Source organism: Kineosporia sp. R_H_3, assembly GCF_002198675.1.
In the GTDB taxonomy this organism is placed as follows: Bacteria; Actinomycetota; Actinomycetes; order Actinomycetales; family Kineosporiaceae; genus R-H-3.
In genome coordinates, this window is record NZ_MWLL01000197.1 from 23415 (window position 1) to 40211 (window position 16797).

Sequence of the window (16797 nt, forward strand, 5' to 3'; positions counted from 1 at the left end):
CTGACACGAGAACTCACCGCCATTCATCTCAGTTAATGACTTTCGCACAACAGTACGCAGAGATGGCTGGCTGTCAACAGCCTCTGTGGACGACGTGCCGCGACGCCGCAGGTCCCCGCGCCGGTCGCCGCCCACGACCGGCAGGCGGTGACACAGGATCGGACGACGCGGCGCGCGTCTGGACGAGGAGGCGGCAATGGTCAAGGCACCCAAGCCAGACGTGCCCGCGCCGACACCGGCCGCAAAGACCCTGGCGGAGAAGATCGACCATCTCTTCACGGTGGTCCACCCCGCCAAGGGCGAGTACACGCACGAGCAGGTCGCAAAGGCCATCGAGGACGCCGGCGGCCCGACCATCTCGGCCACCTACCTATGGCAGCTCCGCAAGGGCATGCGTGACAACCCGACGAAGAAGCACCTCGAGGCACTCTCCGGGTTCTTCGGCGTCCCACCGGCGTACTTCTTCGACGACGAGGCTGCGGCGGCAGTCGACGCCGAACTGGCTCTACTGACGGCACTGCGCGACCCGAAGGTCCGCGAGCTCGCCATACGAGCCGCCGGCCTCTCACCCGAGACCCTGAGCACCCTCATCGACATGACATCCCGGGCCCGGCAGCTCGAGGGCCTCGCCGACCCCTGACCTCCTGACCGATCGGGACGAACAGCCGCCGGACGACGTCCCGGACACGCAGTTCCGCCGTCCCGCGGCGAACCCGAGGGTTCCTTCCAGGCCCGGGAGGGGCGCAGGCCGCAGAGCCCGCCTCTCCCGGCGCCGCATGCAGTGCTACGCAGTCACAGCCATCCGCGGCTACGTCGTCGAGGACTCGAGGATCGAGGGCGTCCGATCCGTGCGGCACGCCTCGGCCGCGCCGATCAGTCCGGCACGGTCCCAGACCCGCTCGAAGGAGTCTCGGTAAACCGCGGAGAGGTCCCCGTAACCGGCCAGGCGCAGGACCGGCGAGGAGGCCGCGGGAACGCCGTACACGTGCGGGTTCACCAGCATCGCGTCGTCACCGCGGTAGACACTCGCGTACAGCACAGTGTCATGCAGCCGGACCTCGACATTGCTCGCGCCACGGAGCCCTTCGGACAGCACGAGCGAGTTCCGGACCTTTGCTGGCATCGCGCTTCCGATGCGCTCGTCGATCCCCCGCTGCGCGACAGCCTGCGCAGCCGGATCGCCGAGCGCCAGCCGCACGCGCGCACCGCTCTCCGCCCGCTCGCGGATCAGCCGGAGCAGCTCGCGATCGTCGAACAGGAAGAGGGCGCTGTAGGCCAGCACGTCGATCTCACGCGCCGCCGAACCGAACAGCTCGACCCATACCGCGCGAGGCACCGCGCCCCGATTCGGGTAGGTGCACCAAAGCTCAGGCGAGATCGGACAGCCCCCCGCCTCCGCCGGCCAGAGGTCGTACTCGTGCCGCCCCACCAGCCGCGCCAGATCACGTCGATGCGCCGACTGTGGCACCCGTCCGGCGAGCCAACGCTGGACGGTCTTGGGATCGACCCCCAGCCGCTCCGCGACATCACGAGCAGACAACCGCGCATCGACGATCGCCTTGCGCAGCGCGGAGTTCCGCGTCCTCGACTCGTTCATGATGACCTCCCCGTGGTACGACGCTAACACAAGACGTCCCAAGACGTCCCACGCTTGGATGCTCGGCGACTTGAGGGGAGTCGTAGCGTCGGGAGCGTGACGTCACCCGACGAGGCTGCCCGGATCGCTGAGCGACTCCTGGCCAGCGATCTGCCGCGCCGCTGGGAGCATTCCCGCGGCGTCGCCCGCGCGGCCCGCTCGGTGGCCTCGCTCGCGGGACCGGACGCGGAGCTACTCGAGGCTGCAGCCTGGTTGCACGACGTCGGATATGCACCGGCGCTCGCTGCAACCGGGTTCCACCCGACCGACGGCGCGGCCCACCTGCAGACCCTCGGCCTGGACGGCGACCTGGTCTCACTCGTCGCTCACCACACCAACTCGGAGATCGAAGCGGCAGTACGAGGGATCACCGCCCTGCTCGACCCGTTCCCCGCGCACCGGGATCGAGTTCGACGCCTGCTCCCCCTACTGACTTACTGCGACCTGACGACCAGCCCGGATGGCGACACCATCAGCATCGACGTCCGGTTGGCAGACATCTACGACCGGTACGCACCGGCGGACGCGGTGCATCGCGCGATCCGCCGCGGCGAAGGTGCCTTGCGCTCTGTCCACGCAGAGGTGACAGATGCACTGTCACGAAACGGATCTGTCGCACCGGGCACCTGAAGGCCGTCCCGACCGATACCGACATCACACCCGTGGCCTAACTGCTCAAGCCCCGGACCGCTGCACCTCGGTCAGGAGGCCTTGCTCGTCACGGCGCCACAGCACCCCGCCGCTGTCGAGGAACTCGACCTCGACCGGTTCCGGGGAGAAGTACGACCTTGCCCACTCCCGCGGTGCCGGCCGCCGCACCGTCTGCCCTGGCGGCACCAGCCCGATGAACTCAGCCTCGGAATCGTCGCCCGCCCCGGGGGCCTGGTTCGACAGTGACACCTCGTAAATCGGCATCCCGCTGGCGTTGTGCACATGGAACGCGAGCTGCTGCACGCCGTTGCCGTCACGGTGCGGCTCGAGCCATGCGCTGACCATGACGGCCTGCCCGCGTCGCCGCTCGTCGTCCGCATGCTCCTCACGGCGGTGCTCCTTGCGGAGCAGGACCATCCCGACAGCGAATGCGCCGACGGTCCCGACGGAGGAGAACACGTCTGCGGCGGTGCTGATCCAGCTTCCGTCCCCGGCCATGCGCTGAGTCAGCCCAGGTACGGCGACGGACGGCGCTCGAGCAGGTGCTTGACACGCAGCCGCATCGACCGGTCCATCTGCCGCTCGGCCAGCTCGCCAGGAGCTAGCCACAGCACCTCACGCGACTCGCTGCTCGCAGCCAACTCCCCACCGACAACACGAGCCGTGAACAGCACGCTGAACTCCTGCCGAACCTCGTCGTTACTCGTGTAGTGGATGAGGTGCTTCGGATCGGTGTAGATGCCCACAAGCCCGGTGATCTCGCAGTCGATCCCGGTCTCCTCCTTGGTCTCGCGCACCCCGCACTGCGGCAGCGACTCCCCGAAGTCCTGGGCGCCTCCGGGCAACGCCCAGTTGTCGTTGTCAGTGCGGTGGATGACGAGGATTTGTCCCTGGTCGTCGATGACCGCCACGTTCGCGGACGGCACGATGCTGTTCGCCGCAGGGGCTGCCGGGTCGTCGTAGTGGTCGATGCGCCGTGCCACAGGTTCTCCTCGAGACGTCAGTCGAGCGGCTTCGCGTCGGCCCATACCTTCTCGAAGCTGTCGAGGTAGGTCGTCACGAGGTCCCCGCCGGCGATCCGGCGCAGGTGCATGACCGGCGCGAGCGACGCCACCGCCCCGTACACGTGGGTGTTGACCAGCAGCTCGTCGTCCGCCCAGTACATCGAGTTGTAGAGCGGCGTCGAGTGCAGACGGATCTCTACGCCGTCCTGCGCGCGCAGCGGCTTGAACAAAGAGATGACGTTGCGGATCTTGCCGACAAGGGCGTCGTCGATCCCCTCCGCCTGCGACCGCTCGAGCACCTCGGCACTGTCTGGATCGCCGATGAGGATCCGCACCCGGACGCCGGCGGCCGCCTTCTGACGGAACATCGCGAGCATTCCCGGGTCGTCAGCGAGGAAGAACCCGCTGTAGACGAGGATGCCGATGTCCTCCTCGGCCTCGCCGAACAGCCGGCCCCAGATGTCGCGCGGCACGGTCCACCGGTGCGGATAGACGGTGAGGATCTCGCTCTCGGCGGCGTCTGCGAGCTGGGCGTCGGAGAGGGCCTGCGGCCACAGGTAGGTCTCCTCGACCCCGAGCGCCATGGCAACGGCGTAGCGGCTGCGGCGGTACGGGACGCGGCCACCGATCCAGCGCTCGACGGTCTTGGCGTCCACCTCGACCTGCTCGGCAAGCTGCTCGAGGGTCAGCCCGCGCTGCAGGAGTGTGGCTCGCAGCCGCTCGTTCGCCATGGCCCCCGGTCCGCCGTACGTCCCTATTCGTCCCAGGGACGTCCTGGGACGCGATCACGCTAACGGGACGTCTTCGAGGCGTCCAGCCGCGTGGTGATCACGTCCCTGCCGTGCGCGCCATCGTCGTGCCATGACGAACAACGACCCTCCGGTCGAGACGGAGGAGGCAGCCGACCCAGAGCCCTCACCAGACGTCGACCCCGCCGTCGCGGCGCTGCTCGCCGAGGTCTTCCCGCACCTGTCCCCCACCGTCGTCGCCCGGGTCCTCGGGCTGACGATCCGCCCATCCACCAAAAACACAGAAGGGCCGCACCAGTGACCGATCCCCTGGCGCTGATGCTCATCGGCCTCATCGTCGGCGGCGTCTGCATCGCCTACTGGCGGGTCATCGTCGCCGTCCTCGCGCTCCTCGTCCTGGGCGTCTTCGCCGTCGGCCTCATCACCGTCGTCGAGTCCATCCAGCAGCTCACGCAGTGACCGCGCGCCGGCCCGAGCCCGGCGCATCCCACCGCCTTCTGAATGTCCGCGTACGGTGTTACCGTCGCCATGCGCTGAAATGAATGGAGAAGAGCAATGCATCAGCTCACCTGGTTCACCACGGAACTCCTCGGCCTCGCCGCTGCGGCAGTCCCCAACCCCGCACCCGTCGCGCCCCCTGGCCTCAGCGGGCCGGCCGACCTGCTGCTCGGCTGGCTCAAGTGGGTCGGCATGGTCGCCGGCGTCGTCGGGTTCGGCGTCTGCGCGATCATGATGATCCTGGGGCGCCGCAACCGGTCGAACATGGCCGTGGACGGCGCATCCGGCATCCCCTGGGTGCTCGGCGGTCTGTCCCTCCTGAGCCTCGCGTCCGGCCTCGTCGGCGCGGTCCTCTCCTGACCGGCGACCGACGAGCCTCGGGGGGACACGATGACCAACACCTACCGACCCAGCCCGCAGTCGCGCACCACGCGACCGCTCGACAAGCCCGCCTGGCGTCGCCTGCCCGTCGTCCTCGGGACACTCGCGAGCGGTGCCGTCATCCTCGTCGGTGCGACGACGTTCCTCCTGCCGGACGACGCAGCCCGCCCCGAGCGGGACAACGCCGTCGCACGTATCGAGACCATGACCGCCGCGCCCGCGCCGTCCGCCATCACGGACATCACCTGGACCGAGGTCGCCGGCGTCTCGCTCCCGTTCTCCCGCACCCACGGTCCGCGGCTGACCCGTGACAGCGCCGCCGGCGGCTACTCGAGGAGCACGACCGGCGCCGCCCTCGCAGCCGTCCAGGTCGTCGTCCGCACCAGCGCCGCCGCCGGGCCCAGGATCTACGCGCCCGTTCTCGCCACCCAGGTGACCGGCGCCGACTTGCCCTCGATGCGGCTCGCCGTCAACGACGAGTACCAGCGTCTGCGGGCGCAGGCCGGTGTCGCGGACGGCGAACCCGTCCCCACCGGGGGCAGCGCGCAGGTGCTCGGCTACGTCGTCCGGGGCATCGACCTCCGGGACGGGACGGCGACCATCGATGTCGTCCTGACGTCGCCAGAGCTCAGCTCCTCCTCGAGATCCGTCGGCTTCCGAGTCGAGTTGCGCTGGCAGAACGACGACTGGCGGGTCGTCGCCCCCGCCAACGGTGACTGGGGCACCGGCGCCACGGCGTTGGGCGCCGTCCCCGACGGCCTCGTCGAGTACGGCGGCTGACATGGTCTGCCAGCCTCTGGTCCCGGCCACGTGCGTCGTGGACAGCGCGGGGAACGCCATCGGCGGCGCCGTGTCGTCGACGCTCGGCAACACCTTCGCCGACTCGATGCGGGACGGCGCGACCTGGGTGATCAAGACGACGATCGCGTGGTGGATCGAGGTTCCGGCGATCGACCTGGGCCGCACTCCGGTCGACGCGATCCGCGGGTACGTGCTCTGGCTCGCGATCGTCGTGTCGGTGGTCGGGGTGATGTGGCAGGCGATCCTGCTCATGCTGTCCCGCCGTCCCGAGCCACTCCTGAACGTCGGCCGAGGCCTGTTCTACGTCGCGCTGTGGAGCTCGATCGGCGTCGTCGGGCCGGCCGCTGCGCTGCGGGCAGGCGACGCGTTCTCGGTCTGGGTCCTCGACAGCGCTGCCGGCGGCCAGGCGACCGACCGGCTCGTCGCGCTGGCCAGCCTCAGCGCGATCCAGTCCCCCGGCGCGGTGACGATCCTCGGGCTGCTCATGATGCTCGCCGGACTCGTCCAGGCAATCCTCATGCTCTTCCGAGAAGGCGCCGTCGTCATCCTCAGCGGGGTCGTCGTCCTCGCGGCCGCCGGCTCCTTCACCAATGCGACCCGCCCGTGGCTGCCGCGCGTCCTCGGCTGGATGCTCGCGCTCATCACCTACAAGCCGGCCGCAGCGCTCGTCTACGCGGCCGCCCTGGCACTTACTGGCCAGGGCGACGACCCCCGCACCGTCGTCGTCGGCCTGACGATGATGCTGCTCGCGATCATCGCCCTTCCGGTGCTGATGAAGTTCTTCACCTGGACGACGGGCGCCGCGACGTCCGGGGGCGGCGGCGGTCTGGCCGCTCTCGCCGCAGGCTCGGCCGCCGCGATCCACGCCCGCGCGGCCTTCGAGAGCACCCCGAGCAACGGCGGAGCCGCCGCCACCCAGGCGGCCGCCGTCCGTGGCGACCTGGGACCGCCCTCCGGTCCAGCCCCCACCGGCGCGACGTCCGCGTTCCGTGGGACCTCGAACGCCGCACCGCCCGAATCCCCCGCGGGCGGTGCGGCCCCATCCCCCGTTGCGTGGACGTCGACCGCCAGCAGCCCATCTGCTGCGGCGGCGTCCACGGCCGCCGCCTCAGGTACGGCGACGACTGCTGCGGGCTCCACATCAGCCGCGGCCGCCGGCCCGATCGGCGCCGTCTACCTCGCGGGCCAGGCAGCCGCCGGCACCGCGTCCGCCGCGGGCCGGGCCGCCGGCGCCGCCCTCACCGACGACGAAGGATCCCGATGACCACCACCACCGACACCTCACGCCCGGCCGTCCGCACGTACGGCGGCTGGCGCAAGGCCCGCGGCATCGGACTGTTCGGCGTCGGCCCCGCCGGCACCGTCGTCGTCCTGGCCTGCGTTGTCGTCCCTCTGATGCTCGCCTCGCTCGACCTCGCCATGGGTGCGCTGGCTCTCGTGCCTGCTGCGGCCGTGGCCGGGCTGACGATCGCCCGCTTCGACGACCTCACGCTCGCGCAGACCGTCGCACGCCGCCTCCGCTGGGCCTGGGCGGTTCGCCGTGGCTGGACGACGTACCGCGCGCAGACCGTCGTCGAGCGCGCGTCGGCCTGGGACCTGCCCGGCGTCCTCGCCCCGACCCGGCTGCTGTCGGCCGCCGACGATCGCGGCGGCACATTAGGCCTGGTCTGGAACCGCCGCACCGGCCACCTGACTGCGACCCTGCGCTGCGCCGCGACCTCCACCTGGCTCGTGGACAGCCACGATGCCGACGGCTGGGTCGCCAACTGGCACTCCTGGCTGGCATCGCTCGGCTACCTGCCGATGGTCCGCAGCGTGGCCGTCACCGTCGACACCGCACCCGAGCCCGGCACCGCCCTGCAGGACGCCATCCTGCCGCGGATCGCACCCGACGCACCGGACGACGTCCGCCGCCTCATGCACGAGCTCGTCGCCCGCTCCCCCGCTGCCTCGGCCGACGTCGACACCCGCGTCAGCGTGACCTTCGACCCCGCCGCTGCCGCCCCGCGGCTGCGCGACCTCGACGACGCCGTCGACGAGATCTCCCGGCAGCTCACCGGCCTCGAGTCGTCCCTCGCGACGTGCGGCGTCACGGTGCTCGGCCGCGCATCCGCCGACGACATCGCCGGCATCGTCCGGACGGCGTTCGACCCCGCCGCCCGCGGGGACGTCCAGCGAGCCCTCGCCGGCCATAACCCGGACGGCGAGGCGCTCGACTGGGCGGACGCCGGCCCCGTCGCCGCCGACGAGCACTGGGACCACTACCGCCACGACGGCGGCGTCTCCGTGACCTGGGGCTGGCGCGAAGCACCGCGCCAACACGTGACGTCCGGGGTCCTCACCCGGCTGCTGTCCCCCGGCCGGTTCCCCAAGCGCGTCACCCTGGTCTACTGTCCGCTGCCCGCCGTTGAGGCTGCGCGGGTGCTCGAGGCGCAGGTAAACGCGGCCGCGTTCCGCGACGCGTACCGGCGGGCGCAGCGGCGCGACGAATCGGCCCGGGACGTCGCAGACCGGCTGCAGGCACAGCGAGCGGCCGTCGAGGAGGCCCAGGGCGCCGGGCTCGTCGTCCTCGCCCTGTACGTGACGGCAACCGCCCGCCAGGAGAACGACCTGCCCGCGGTCGTCTCCGAGGTCGAGGCCCGCGCCGACCAGAGCAAGATCCAGCTCCGCCGCCTCGTCGGCAGCCAGTCCGCAGCCTTCGCCACGACGCTGCCCTGCGGCGTCCCGGCCCTCTGAGGCAGCGAGATGACCACGACCACCACCCACCCGGGCGGCGTGCCGCTCGTCGCGACCGGCACCAGCACCGCCGTACCGACCCGGTCGTCCGTCGCACCACTGCTCGGCTGGCCAGGCCCGAACAGCGGCCGCGCCGCACAACGAGCCGACGTGGTTGCCTACCAGGCAACCACCGTCCAGGCCTGCGGCCTGTTCCCCTTCACTGCCGGATCGGGCTCGCCGTCCGCCGGCGTCCCGTTCGGCCGCCACATGACCTGGGGCGAGGTCGTCTGCTGCGACCCCTTCGCCTGGATGGACGCCGGCCTCACGACGAACCGCGGCGTCTTCCTCCTCGGCCAGCCCGGTACCGGCAAGTCCAGCGCCGGCAAGCGGATCTGCCGTGGACTCATGGCCTTCGGCGCCGTCCCGCTGTTCCTCGGCGACGCCAAGCCCGACTACACCGCCGTCGTCCGCTCCGCCGGCGGCCAGGTCATCCGCATCGGCCGCGGCCTCGACCGCATCAACCCGCTGGACGCCGGCCCGCTCGGCGCAGCGTTGGCCAGACTCTCCGGCCCGGCAGCCGACCGGCTCCGCCTCGAGGTTCGCGGCCGCCGGCTGACCGCCACTCTCGCGCTCTGCTCCCTCGTCCGCACCGACGCCCCGATGACCAACTCCGAGGAGACCGTCATCGGCGCCGCCGTCGACCTGCTTGCCGACCGTCTCCCCGCCGGCACCGAGCCGACCGTCCCCGACGTCCTCGCTGTCATCCGCGAGGGCCACGGCCGGCTCGTCTCCGCCGCCGAGGTCGACTCCCCCGACGAGTACCGCGCTGAGACTCGCCGCCTGCGCCAGACGCTCCGGATGCTCTGCGAGGGTTCCCTCAAGGGGGTCTTCGACGGCCCCACCACCCAGCCGATCGACCTCACCGCACCGGCCGTCTCCATCGACATCTCCGCCGTCACCTCCGCCGGCGACACCCTGCTCTCCGCCGCGATGCTGTCGACCTGGTCGTACGGCTTCGCCGTCATCGACGCCTCGACCGCCCTCGCCGACGCCGGGCTCGCCCCACCACGCCGGTACGTCGCCGTCCTAGACGAGCTCTGGCGTGCATTGCGCGGCGCCCCCGGCCTCGTCGACCACGCCGACGCCCTGACCCGCGTCTACCGCGGCCGCGACGTCGCGCACATGATGATGACCCACTCCCTCGACGACCTCGCGGCCCTGCCGACCGAGGCCGACCGCGCGAAGGCCCGCGGGTTCATCGACCGTTGCGCCATCACCGTTCTCGCAGGGCTGCCGATGCGCGAGCTCGACGAGGTCTCCCGGATCGTCCCGCTCTCGGACGCCGAGAAGCAGCTCGTCGCCTCGTGGTCCTCCCCCGAGACATGGCAGCCCGGTGCCCGGCATCCGGGGCGCGGGAAGTACCTCCTGAAGACGGGCCAGAGGATAGGAATCCCGGTTGAGCTTGAGTACGTCGCGGACGAGGCCCAGACGTATGAGACAGACCGCCGCACCGTCTGGACGCCGGACGACGCCACGGCCGCCGTCGCGTCGCCGCGCGGCGCGACCGGGCTGGTGGACGGGACAGGGTGGCCCCGATGACCACGGCGATCGGCCCCAGAGCAGGACTCCCCCGCGAGGCGACCACCCCCTTCGCAGTCCTCGCTCTTTGCTGGCTGCCTGTCGGTGTCGTCGCCCTGATCTGGGTCGGAGGGCACACCGCTTCCCTGCTGACCGGCCACGGCTGGTCCGGACCGGACTTCGGCTGGGACTTCGCACGAGTGCTGGTCAGCCCGGGCGGCGTCCATAACGCGTGGCCGCGGACGCCGCCCGTGCTCGTCTGGATCTGCACCGGCCTGCTCGCCGCCACGGTGATCGGCCCGGCCGCCTTCCTCGCCGCCCGATGGGTCCACCATCGTCCAGCCGCGGACGACCCGCTGCCTTCGCTGGCCACCGCCCGGGACGTCCGAGCTTTCACGGCGCCGGAGTCCGAGCAGCGCGCACGCCGCCTGCGGACCTCGCTCGCCGACCGACCCAAGGGGCAACTCGCGGGCCGCGACATCGGCGTCCCTCTCGGCACCCTGCGCCAGCAGCGGGGCGGGCCGGTCGAGCTGCGCGCGTCCTGGGAGGACGTGCTTCTCGCCGTGATGGCGCCCCGCGCCGGCAAGACGACCGCTCTCGCCGTCCCCGCGATCCTCGACGCCCCCGGCGCCGTCGTCGCCACCAGCAACAAGGCCGACCTGTGGACCACGACCTCCACTCTGCGTGCCGAGGAGACCGGTGAGCAGGTCTGGGTCTTCGACCCCCAGCAGATCGTCTACGCCGACCGCACCTGGTGGTGGAACCCGTTGCGCGACGTCACCACCGTCGAAGAGGCCCACCGTCTCGCCGGCCACTTCGTCCAAGAGGTCCGCGGCGACCGCGGCAGCCGGGACTTCTGGTCATCCGCCGCGCACGACCTGCTCACCGGCCTGCTCCTCGCCGCTGCGACGTCCGGCCGAGACCTCACCGAGGTCTACGAGTGGCTAAACGACCCCGTTCTCGTCACGCCCGTCGAGCTGCTCCGCGCCACCGGTCACAAGGCAGCCGCAGCGTCCCTGCTGGGCCGGATGCACGGCGCCCCCGAGACCCGCGACGGTGTCTACGAGACGGCCCGGACGGCGGCACAGTGCCTGCGTGACGACGCCACGATGGCCTGGGTCACCCCACCGGCGCTACGCGGCGAACAAGACCTCGACGAGTTCGACGCCGCCGGCTTCGCCCTCACCCGGCAGACCCTCTACCTGCTTTCCAAGGACGGCGCAGGCGCTGCAGCACCCCTCGTCGCCGCCCTCACCGACCGCATCATGCGGCAAGCCACCCGGGCCGCCGAACGCCGCGGCGGCCGCCTCGACCCACCCCTGCTCGTCGTCCTCGACGAGGCCGCCAACGTCTGCCGGATCGCCGACCTCCCCGAGCTCTACAGCCACTTCGGCTCCCGCGGCATCACACCGCTGACCATCCTGCAGTCCTACAAGCAGGGGGTCCGGGTGTGGGGCGAGCACGGCATGGACGCCCTCTGGTCCGCCGCCACCATCAAGCTCATCGGCGCCGGCATGGACGACGCCCGGCTCGCTGAGGACCTCTCCCGCCTCGTCGGCGACCACGACGTCGCCATCCGCTCCCAGAGCTACGGCGACCGACGAACGAACGAGAGCGTCAGCATCCGGCGGCAGCGGATCCTCGCGGCGGAGGACATCCGGGCCCTTCCCAGTGTGACGGCGCTTCTGCTGGCGACAGGCTGCAGGCCGGCTTTGCTCACGCTTTCGCCGTGGTTCGAAGCGATCAATGCACCAGCAATCTCTGCCATAGCTCAGGACTCCAAGGCGCTGCTCACGCGGCGTTCCGCCGGCGGCGCGGCAGCTACCGAGGATGACAGTTGACGGACGACCGACCGATCCCCATTGACCTGTCGCTTCTCATCCAACGGGTCGACGAGCTGGAAGCGCAGCTCACACGCGCTCTGGCCGACCTGGACGAGTTGGCCGCCGCCGCCGCGCACACCACCGAGTCGCATCTTCCCACCAACGCAGTGGTAGAGCCGGTCTACGGGACTGTCACAGCCTGGGTCGACGGATACTTCCGCCGCATCTTCACCCGCAGTATCGGCGGCGAGATCCGCTGGTGTGGACAGTGGGAGGCCCACCCCGAGGCCGTTACGCGGTTCGAGGCGCTGTGGCGGTCGTGGGAGGCCTTGCGACTCGATCCGAACCTAGGCATCGCAACGTGGCTGACGAGCTACCTGGACCCCCAACTCGCCGCTCTCTTCTCCCGGCTCGGTCCCTTTGCGCAGTGCACTCATGAACGTCACACACCCTGCGGGGACCTCGGTCAGTAGCCGAGAACAGCAGTGACTACATGATCGACGGCTGCAATCGAACCCCGACGGTCTTGCGGTCGGCGGGTTGAGCGACTCCCCACCCGGTCGGCGAGAGTGTTCACGAGCTGCACTCCGCGCCCGTTGTCCGCGTCATGTCGCCGTCCGCGGCAGCGAAGGCATCCGGGACGTCTGTTGCGGGGCAGCGTGCCGCGGTGTCTGCGCGGTGAGGCGTACCAGGCACTGGTCGCCGAGGTCCATGGACGACAGCGTCCACCCGGTGGCTGCGGTCGTCCGGGCCAGGTCCTGCACGGCGGCTCCTGCCCTGGCCGGCGCCGTGACCGTGACCTCGGACGCCGTACCGACGCCGATCCTGGCCACCGTGACGGTGTCCCCTTCAGCGCAGGCCGAGAGCACCGCCCGCAGGACGGCGGCCAGTGGCCCGGGGTCGGGCTCAGTCTGCGGGCCAACGGGCATCCGGACGACGAGCCGGACACCCGCCGCGTGCGCCGCCGCGAGCTGGTCGGCGAGCTGTGCCCCCACGGCGTCGAGGTCGGGGTCGAGCCGCGTCAGCTGCCGCAGGTAGGACTCGGTGATCAGGCAGCGGGTGCGCACGGCCTCGTCGCGAGGGTTGAGCCGGCCGTCGGCGATCGCGTGCAGCAGGTCCGCGGACCCGTGGAGAGCACGGGAGACGTGTCCGCGCCACAGCTGGTGCGCCGTCCGGGAGCCTGCCTCCGCGGCCTTGGCACGGCCTGCTTCGGCCTGTGCGGTGGCGGCCCGCAGCGCCAGCCGCTGCAGGTAGCTGCGGAAGTACGCGATGGCGACGACGACCGGCAAGTCGAGGAAGCCGGACAGGCCGGGGCTCACGCAGCCCACAGGTGTGAAGGTGACCTCGAGCGACATGATCGCGCCGAGGTACACGGCGGTGCCCACGCCTGCTGGCCACCAACTGCGGAACCCAAAGATCAGCAGCACGAGCGGGACGAGCGCAGCTTCCGGGCCCCACCACGCCGTCCCGACCCGCAGGCAGCCAGGTAGCCCGTTGCCCGGGAGTAGGACCAGGACCGGCACAGTGGCGACGAGCCCGCTCGCGCGCAGCCAGGGGACGCCGGCTCCGCGCCGGGACATCGCCGCAGCGGACGCGGTGACCACCGCGAGCAGGGCGAGGGCGGACCATGAGCCAGGGGACAGGCGCCCGCCAGTCTCGACCGTGGACACCAGCGTGAGGCACAGGCACAGCCCGACGAGGCAGGCCGCGACCCGCTGCGCGAACGGACCGCCGACATGGGCGAGCAGCCGTTCGGCGTCCACGGCCGCCTCGGCAGCCACGGACGGGCGGCTCGCCGGGTCGTACCGGAGCAGCACCTGCGTCCCGCGGCCGGCGGCTGACGTCACCAGGGCGACGACATCCACCGCCGCGCAGCGGTCCACGACTGACGTGGCGAGCCCACGACCCGGCATCATCCCCCCGTCGAACCCCGCCCCGTCGTCCCGGACGACGACCTCAACGAGGCGTCCGCCCCGGACGGTCACCTCGGCCCGGGTCACGCCGCTGTGCCGGGCGACGTTCGTCAGCGCTTCGAGCAGGGCGCCGCAGATCGCTTCCGCGACGGTCGGAGGCAGGCCGTCGAGCAGGCCGAGCAGCTCGTCAGCCGAGGTGTCGACGATGACAACATCGGGCAGTGCGGCACCCACCGCCCACCCCCGGCGCCCGCGCAGGGCGTCCTCGACGAGTGCACGACTCACCGCGTGGGGTGCCGGGTCCCCGTCGACAGCCAGATGTCCGGCCTCGTCGGCGGACGCTGCGCAGGCGCGACGCAGCGGTTCCGCGTCGAGGACGTCGCCGCGCAGCCCGACGGCTGACAGTGTGTTGATCACCCCGTCGTGCAGCCGGGCAGTCAGCTCTACGGCCACCCTGCGGTCCTCGCGGGCCTGCTCACGGACGACCCGAGCGGTCTCCGCGCCCGACAGTTGCGCGTCGGCGGACCGGCCAAGCGCATGCAGCGCCCGGGACACCAGGCTGCTCGCGGCAACGTCGGCCGCTGCCACCCCGAACGACGCGACCGCGACGGTCACCGCGGCGCGCGGATCCGTGTACGGCCACAGGCGAGCGGCGAGCAGCCCGGCGAACAGGCCCCCGAAGCCGAGGCCGACGAGCACGGCCGACCGCGTGGGGAGCAGGAACCCGGCCGCGGCGGAGACGATGCCGGGCAGCCAGTAGATGAGCAGCGTGTTGCCGCTCAGGTCGTCGACGCCGTGGTCGGTCGTGATGTTCACGGTGATCGCGAAGACGGCAGCGGCCGCGACCAGCAGCCGGGCGTCAGCCCGGCGGTTGAGCCCGACGAGTGCGCAGGCTGCGAGTCCGAGGGCGCCGGTGGCGGCTGCCCAGGTCGGCCGGCGCAGGACGTCGGAGAGCACGACCGTCGCGCCGAACCCGAGCAGCCAGGCACCGGTGAGGATCGCGGTCATCCGGCGGAGTGCGACCGCCACGGCCTCACTCGGCCAGGAGACACGCGCCAGCGCGGCGGCCGCCGAGGTCGTCATTGTGCTCGGTCCCCCTCTCGTGCGGGCGTCGCGGACGTTGTTGGATGGTCCCGTGAGTCTCCACGATCGTCCGCCCCCGATCGGTGCTCACGGGCTCCGGGTAGGGATCGTCGATGACCACGCCCTGTTCCGGGACGGCCTGATCTTCACCGTTACGCAGCGGGGCGGCCATCGGGTCGTCGTCGCGTGCGACGACCTGATGCAACTCGACGACTGGCTGTCGGCGCACCCGCCGCAGAGGCACCCCCAGGTGCTGCTCCTCGACCTGCTCCTCGGGGGCCGGCTGGTGGACGTAGGCGGCGTTCGGTCGCTGCTGCAGCGCGGGATCCGGGTGCTTGTGGTCTCCGGGACCCGCGACGGCCGCCTGCTCCAGGCGCTGCTCCGCGAGGGCGTGGCGGGCTTCGTCGCCAAGGAAGACTCGTCCCGCGAGCTGCTGGCGGCCCTCGAGGCGGCCGCGACCGGCAACGCCTGGACGTCGCCCGAGCTGGCGGAGATCGTCGCCAGCGACCCGCAGCGCCCAGCGCTCAGCGAGCGTGAGTTGGAAGCGGTCACGCTCTACGCCCAAGGGCTGACGATGGAGTCGGTGGCCCGCCACATGGGCGTCGGCTACGAGACGGCACGGCAGTACGTCGACCGTGCCCGCGGGAAGTGGGCCGCCGTCGGCCGGGACGCCCGGACCAAGACCCAGCTGTACGAAGCGGCGCGCCAGGACGGTCTCCTCGAGCCCTGACCCCCAGACGGGGGTCGTCGACTCTGCCGGACGGTCCCCGCTTCCGGTGACATCGGCGCCGTTGCGGTGGATCGCCGTCCGACCGGTGGCAGAACCTGGTCACGGACCTACCGGCGAACGGGGTGCGCGATGGCCGTCGCCAGGGGATGCGCGGCGGCCACCGTGCCCCGACCCGGACGTCCGAAGGGCCGCAGAGCAGTCGACGGTGCCTCGCGATGTCGAGGGCGACGGAGGAATCATGGGCAGCCACCGCAAGTGAGGGCCCCTTGTCCGGTCGGCTCCTGTCGGGCGGGTAGGGCGGTCACGACCGACCCTGGGCAGGGGTTGTGGACCCCCGCGCAAGTCCGTCGTCGCAGGACTCGAGACCTCGAACTGCCTCGCCGCCTGGCTGCTGCGAGCGGCGGTACTCACAGCCCCGCAGCGGAGGCACCCAAGCGAGCGCGGATCCTCTGGGCCGTTCGGGCGGACACTCGCCACCCTGCTGATTCCAAGGTCCTTGCCAACTCAGGCGCAGACAGAAGCGGGTCTTGCTCCAGCAGCTCGCGAGCCGCTTCGTCTCGCGTCCGTGAGGAACTCGGCTCCGACGATCGGTCGCCGACCGGCATCGTTGCGGTTGCTGCCACTGCGATTGCTGAAGGCCTGGCCTCCTTGAGCCCAGCAACGGGGCTCCTCGGCAGCGTCGATGTCATGGCGATACCGGCGTCCAGTTCGAGGACCGCGTGCCGCCACTGCCGCCAGGTACTGGGGAACGAAAGCACCCAGCGGATGGGGCGAAGGTGCGGTAGCGGCGGCGGCAGCAAGCCTCGCTCCTCGAGGGCCACCCGTCGGGACGAGATGATCACGGTCTCGAAGCAGACGACGAACATGGCCGGTGGGATCGCGTGGAGCAGGCGCGCGGTAGCGCTCGTCGCCGCCGCCGCGTTCGCGATGACGGTGGCCGAGGAGAGCGCCGCGACCAGAAGACGCATGACGGGCGCGGTGCGGCCCTCGCGTGCGGCACGGGCGACCTTGAGGCTCAGGACGACGATGCCCAGGTCGAAGCTGAGCGGGACCGCTGGCGCGAGCCAGACGGGGTAGCCGCCTTCGGTGGCGGCGAGGTCGCGCAGGGTGCGGTAGCTCGTCGCGAAGCCGACGAGGATCAGGATGCCGAGGCCGACCATGATGGCCAGGTCGATGGCCTGGTCGACGAGGTTCTCGGTCCGGCGGGGTGGCAGTGGGGCGCGCACGAGGTG

The 16797-nt window shown here is 71.5% G+C and carries 18 protein-coding genes; 12 read left to right on the top strand and 6 right to left on the bottom strand.

Annotated features, from left to right (window positions below):
- The first annotated feature begins 196 nt into the window (after positions 1-196).
- On the top strand, positions 197-640 hold the full coding sequence (locus tag ECOMGDLI_RS24395; RefSeq protein WP_088319454.1) for a helix-turn-helix domain-containing protein: 444 nt from the start codon (positions 197-199) through the stop codon (positions 638-640).
- Between the two features lie 168 nt (positions 641-808).
- Here the strand turns inward: ECOMGDLI_RS24395 and ECOMGDLI_RS24400 are convergent, their stop codons facing one another.
- Positions 809-1597 carry an XRE family transcriptional regulator gene (locus ECOMGDLI_RS24400; protein WP_198955150.1) on the bottom strand — a complete coding sequence of 263 codons (789 nt, stop codon included), beginning with the start codon at positions 1595-1597 and terminating at the stop codon, positions 809-811.
- Positions 1598-1693: 96 nt separating this feature from the next.
- Here ECOMGDLI_RS24400 and ECOMGDLI_RS24405 point away from each other — a divergent pair, with 96 nt between their 5' ends.
- On the top strand, positions 1694-2266 hold the full coding sequence (locus ECOMGDLI_RS24405) for an HD domain-containing protein (protein WP_088319455.1): 573 nt from the start codon (positions 1694-1696) through the stop codon (positions 2264-2266).
- A 45-nt stretch (positions 2267-2311) separates the two neighbouring features.
- On the opposite strand, the gene ECOMGDLI_RS24410 is transcribed toward ECOMGDLI_RS24405, so the two are convergent.
- The 3 genes from ECOMGDLI_RS24410 to ECOMGDLI_RS24420 are packed head-to-tail and all read right to left on the bottom strand — an operon-like array spanning position 2312 to position 4022.
- Entirely contained in the window at positions 2312-2785 is a 474-nt protein-coding gene (locus tag ECOMGDLI_RS24410; RefSeq protein WP_088319456.1) for a hypothetical protein, read from the bottom strand.
- Positions 2786-2793: 8 nt separating this feature from the next.
- The gene (locus ECOMGDLI_RS24415; protein ID WP_088319457.1) at positions 2794-3270 is read right to left on the bottom strand and encodes an NUDIX domain-containing protein; all 477 of its coding nucleotides are present in this window, start codon (positions 3268-3270) and stop codon (positions 2794-2796) included.
- Between the two features lie 17 nt (positions 3271-3287).
- Positions 3288-4022, bottom strand: a complete 735-nt coding sequence (locus tag ECOMGDLI_RS24420; protein WP_088319458.1) for a helix-turn-helix domain-containing protein — start codon at positions 4020-4022, stop codon at positions 3288-3290.
- A gap of 130 nt (positions 4023-4152) precedes the next feature.
- Between ECOMGDLI_RS24420 and ECOMGDLI_RS24425 the strand changes: the two genes are divergently transcribed.
- The 9 genes from ECOMGDLI_RS24425 to ECOMGDLI_RS24460 all read left to right on the top strand — a co-directional run bounded on the left by ECOMGDLI_RS24425 (position 4153) and on the right by ECOMGDLI_RS24460 (position 12312).
- Positions 4153-4341 carry a hypothetical protein gene (locus tag ECOMGDLI_RS24425; RefSeq protein WP_088319459.1) on the top strand — a complete coding sequence of 63 codons (189 nt, stop codon included), beginning with the start codon at positions 4153-4155 and terminating at the stop codon, positions 4339-4341.
- Complete coding sequence (locus ECOMGDLI_RS34850; protein ID WP_158221136.1) at positions 4338-4499, top strand: hypothetical protein; 162 nt, start codon at positions 4338-4340, stop codon at positions 4497-4499. The genes ECOMGDLI_RS24425 and ECOMGDLI_RS34850 overlap by 4 nt, the downstream gene beginning before the upstream one ends.
- Positions 4500-4595: 96 nt before the next feature.
- Positions 4596-4898 carry a hypothetical protein gene (locus ECOMGDLI_RS24430; protein ID WP_088319460.1) on the top strand — a complete coding sequence of 101 codons (303 nt, stop codon included), beginning with the start codon at positions 4596-4598 and terminating at the stop codon, positions 4896-4898.
- 30 nt (positions 4899-4928) lie between these two features.
- Positions 4929-5699: a hypothetical protein gene (locus tag ECOMGDLI_RS24435; protein ID WP_088319461.1), complete on the top strand. Its 771-nt coding sequence runs from the start codon at positions 4929-4931 to the stop codon at positions 5697-5699.
- Between the two features lies 1 nt (position 5700).
- Positions 5701-6984, top strand: coding sequence for a hypothetical protein (locus ECOMGDLI_RS24440; protein WP_088319462.1), 1284 nt, complete (start codon positions 5701-5703; stop codon positions 6982-6984).
- A complete protein-coding gene (locus tag ECOMGDLI_RS24445) occupies positions 6981-8456 on the top strand; it encodes an SCO6880 family protein (protein WP_088319463.1) in 1476 nt (491 codons plus the stop codon). The genes ECOMGDLI_RS24440 and ECOMGDLI_RS24445 overlap by 4 nt, the downstream gene beginning before the upstream one ends.
- A gap of 9 nt (positions 8457-8465) precedes the next feature.
- Positions 8466-10037: a hypothetical protein gene (locus ECOMGDLI_RS24450; RefSeq protein ID WP_088319464.1), complete on the top strand. Its 1572-nt coding sequence runs from the start codon at positions 8466-8468 to the stop codon at positions 10035-10037.
- Complete coding sequence (locus ECOMGDLI_RS24455) at positions 10034-11857, top strand: type IV secretory system conjugative DNA transfer family protein (protein WP_088319485.1); 1824 nt, start codon at positions 10034-10036, stop codon at positions 11855-11857. The genes ECOMGDLI_RS24450 and ECOMGDLI_RS24455 overlap by 4 nt, the downstream gene beginning before the upstream one ends.
- A complete protein-coding gene (locus ECOMGDLI_RS24460; RefSeq protein ID WP_088319465.1) occupies positions 11854-12312 on the top strand; it encodes a DUF4913 domain-containing protein in 459 nt (152 codons plus the stop codon). Before ECOMGDLI_RS24455 ends, ECOMGDLI_RS24460 begins: the two co-directional genes overlap by 4 nt.
- 132 nt (positions 12313-12444) lie before the next feature.
- Here ECOMGDLI_RS24460 and ECOMGDLI_RS24465 read toward each other — a convergent pair whose 3' ends face one another.
- Complete coding sequence (locus ECOMGDLI_RS24465; protein WP_158221137.1) at positions 12445-14781, bottom strand: sensor histidine kinase; 2337 nt, start codon at positions 14779-14781, stop codon at positions 12445-12447.
- 253 nt (positions 14782-15034) lie between these two features.
- On the opposite strand from ECOMGDLI_RS24465, the gene ECOMGDLI_RS34855 reads away from it, so the two are divergent.
- Positions 15035-15565, top strand: a complete 531-nt coding sequence (locus tag ECOMGDLI_RS34855; protein WP_158221138.1) for a DNA-binding response regulator — start codon at positions 15035-15037, stop codon at positions 15563-15565.
- A gap of 407 nt (positions 15566-15972) precedes the next feature.
- On the opposite strand, the gene ECOMGDLI_RS24475 is transcribed toward ECOMGDLI_RS34855, so the two are convergent.
- Positions 15973-16791: a DUF2637 domain-containing protein gene (locus ECOMGDLI_RS24475; RefSeq protein ID WP_088319468.1), complete on the bottom strand. Its 819-nt coding sequence runs from the start codon at positions 16789-16791 to the stop codon at positions 15973-15975.
- Positions 16792-16797: the final 6 nt, after the last annotated feature.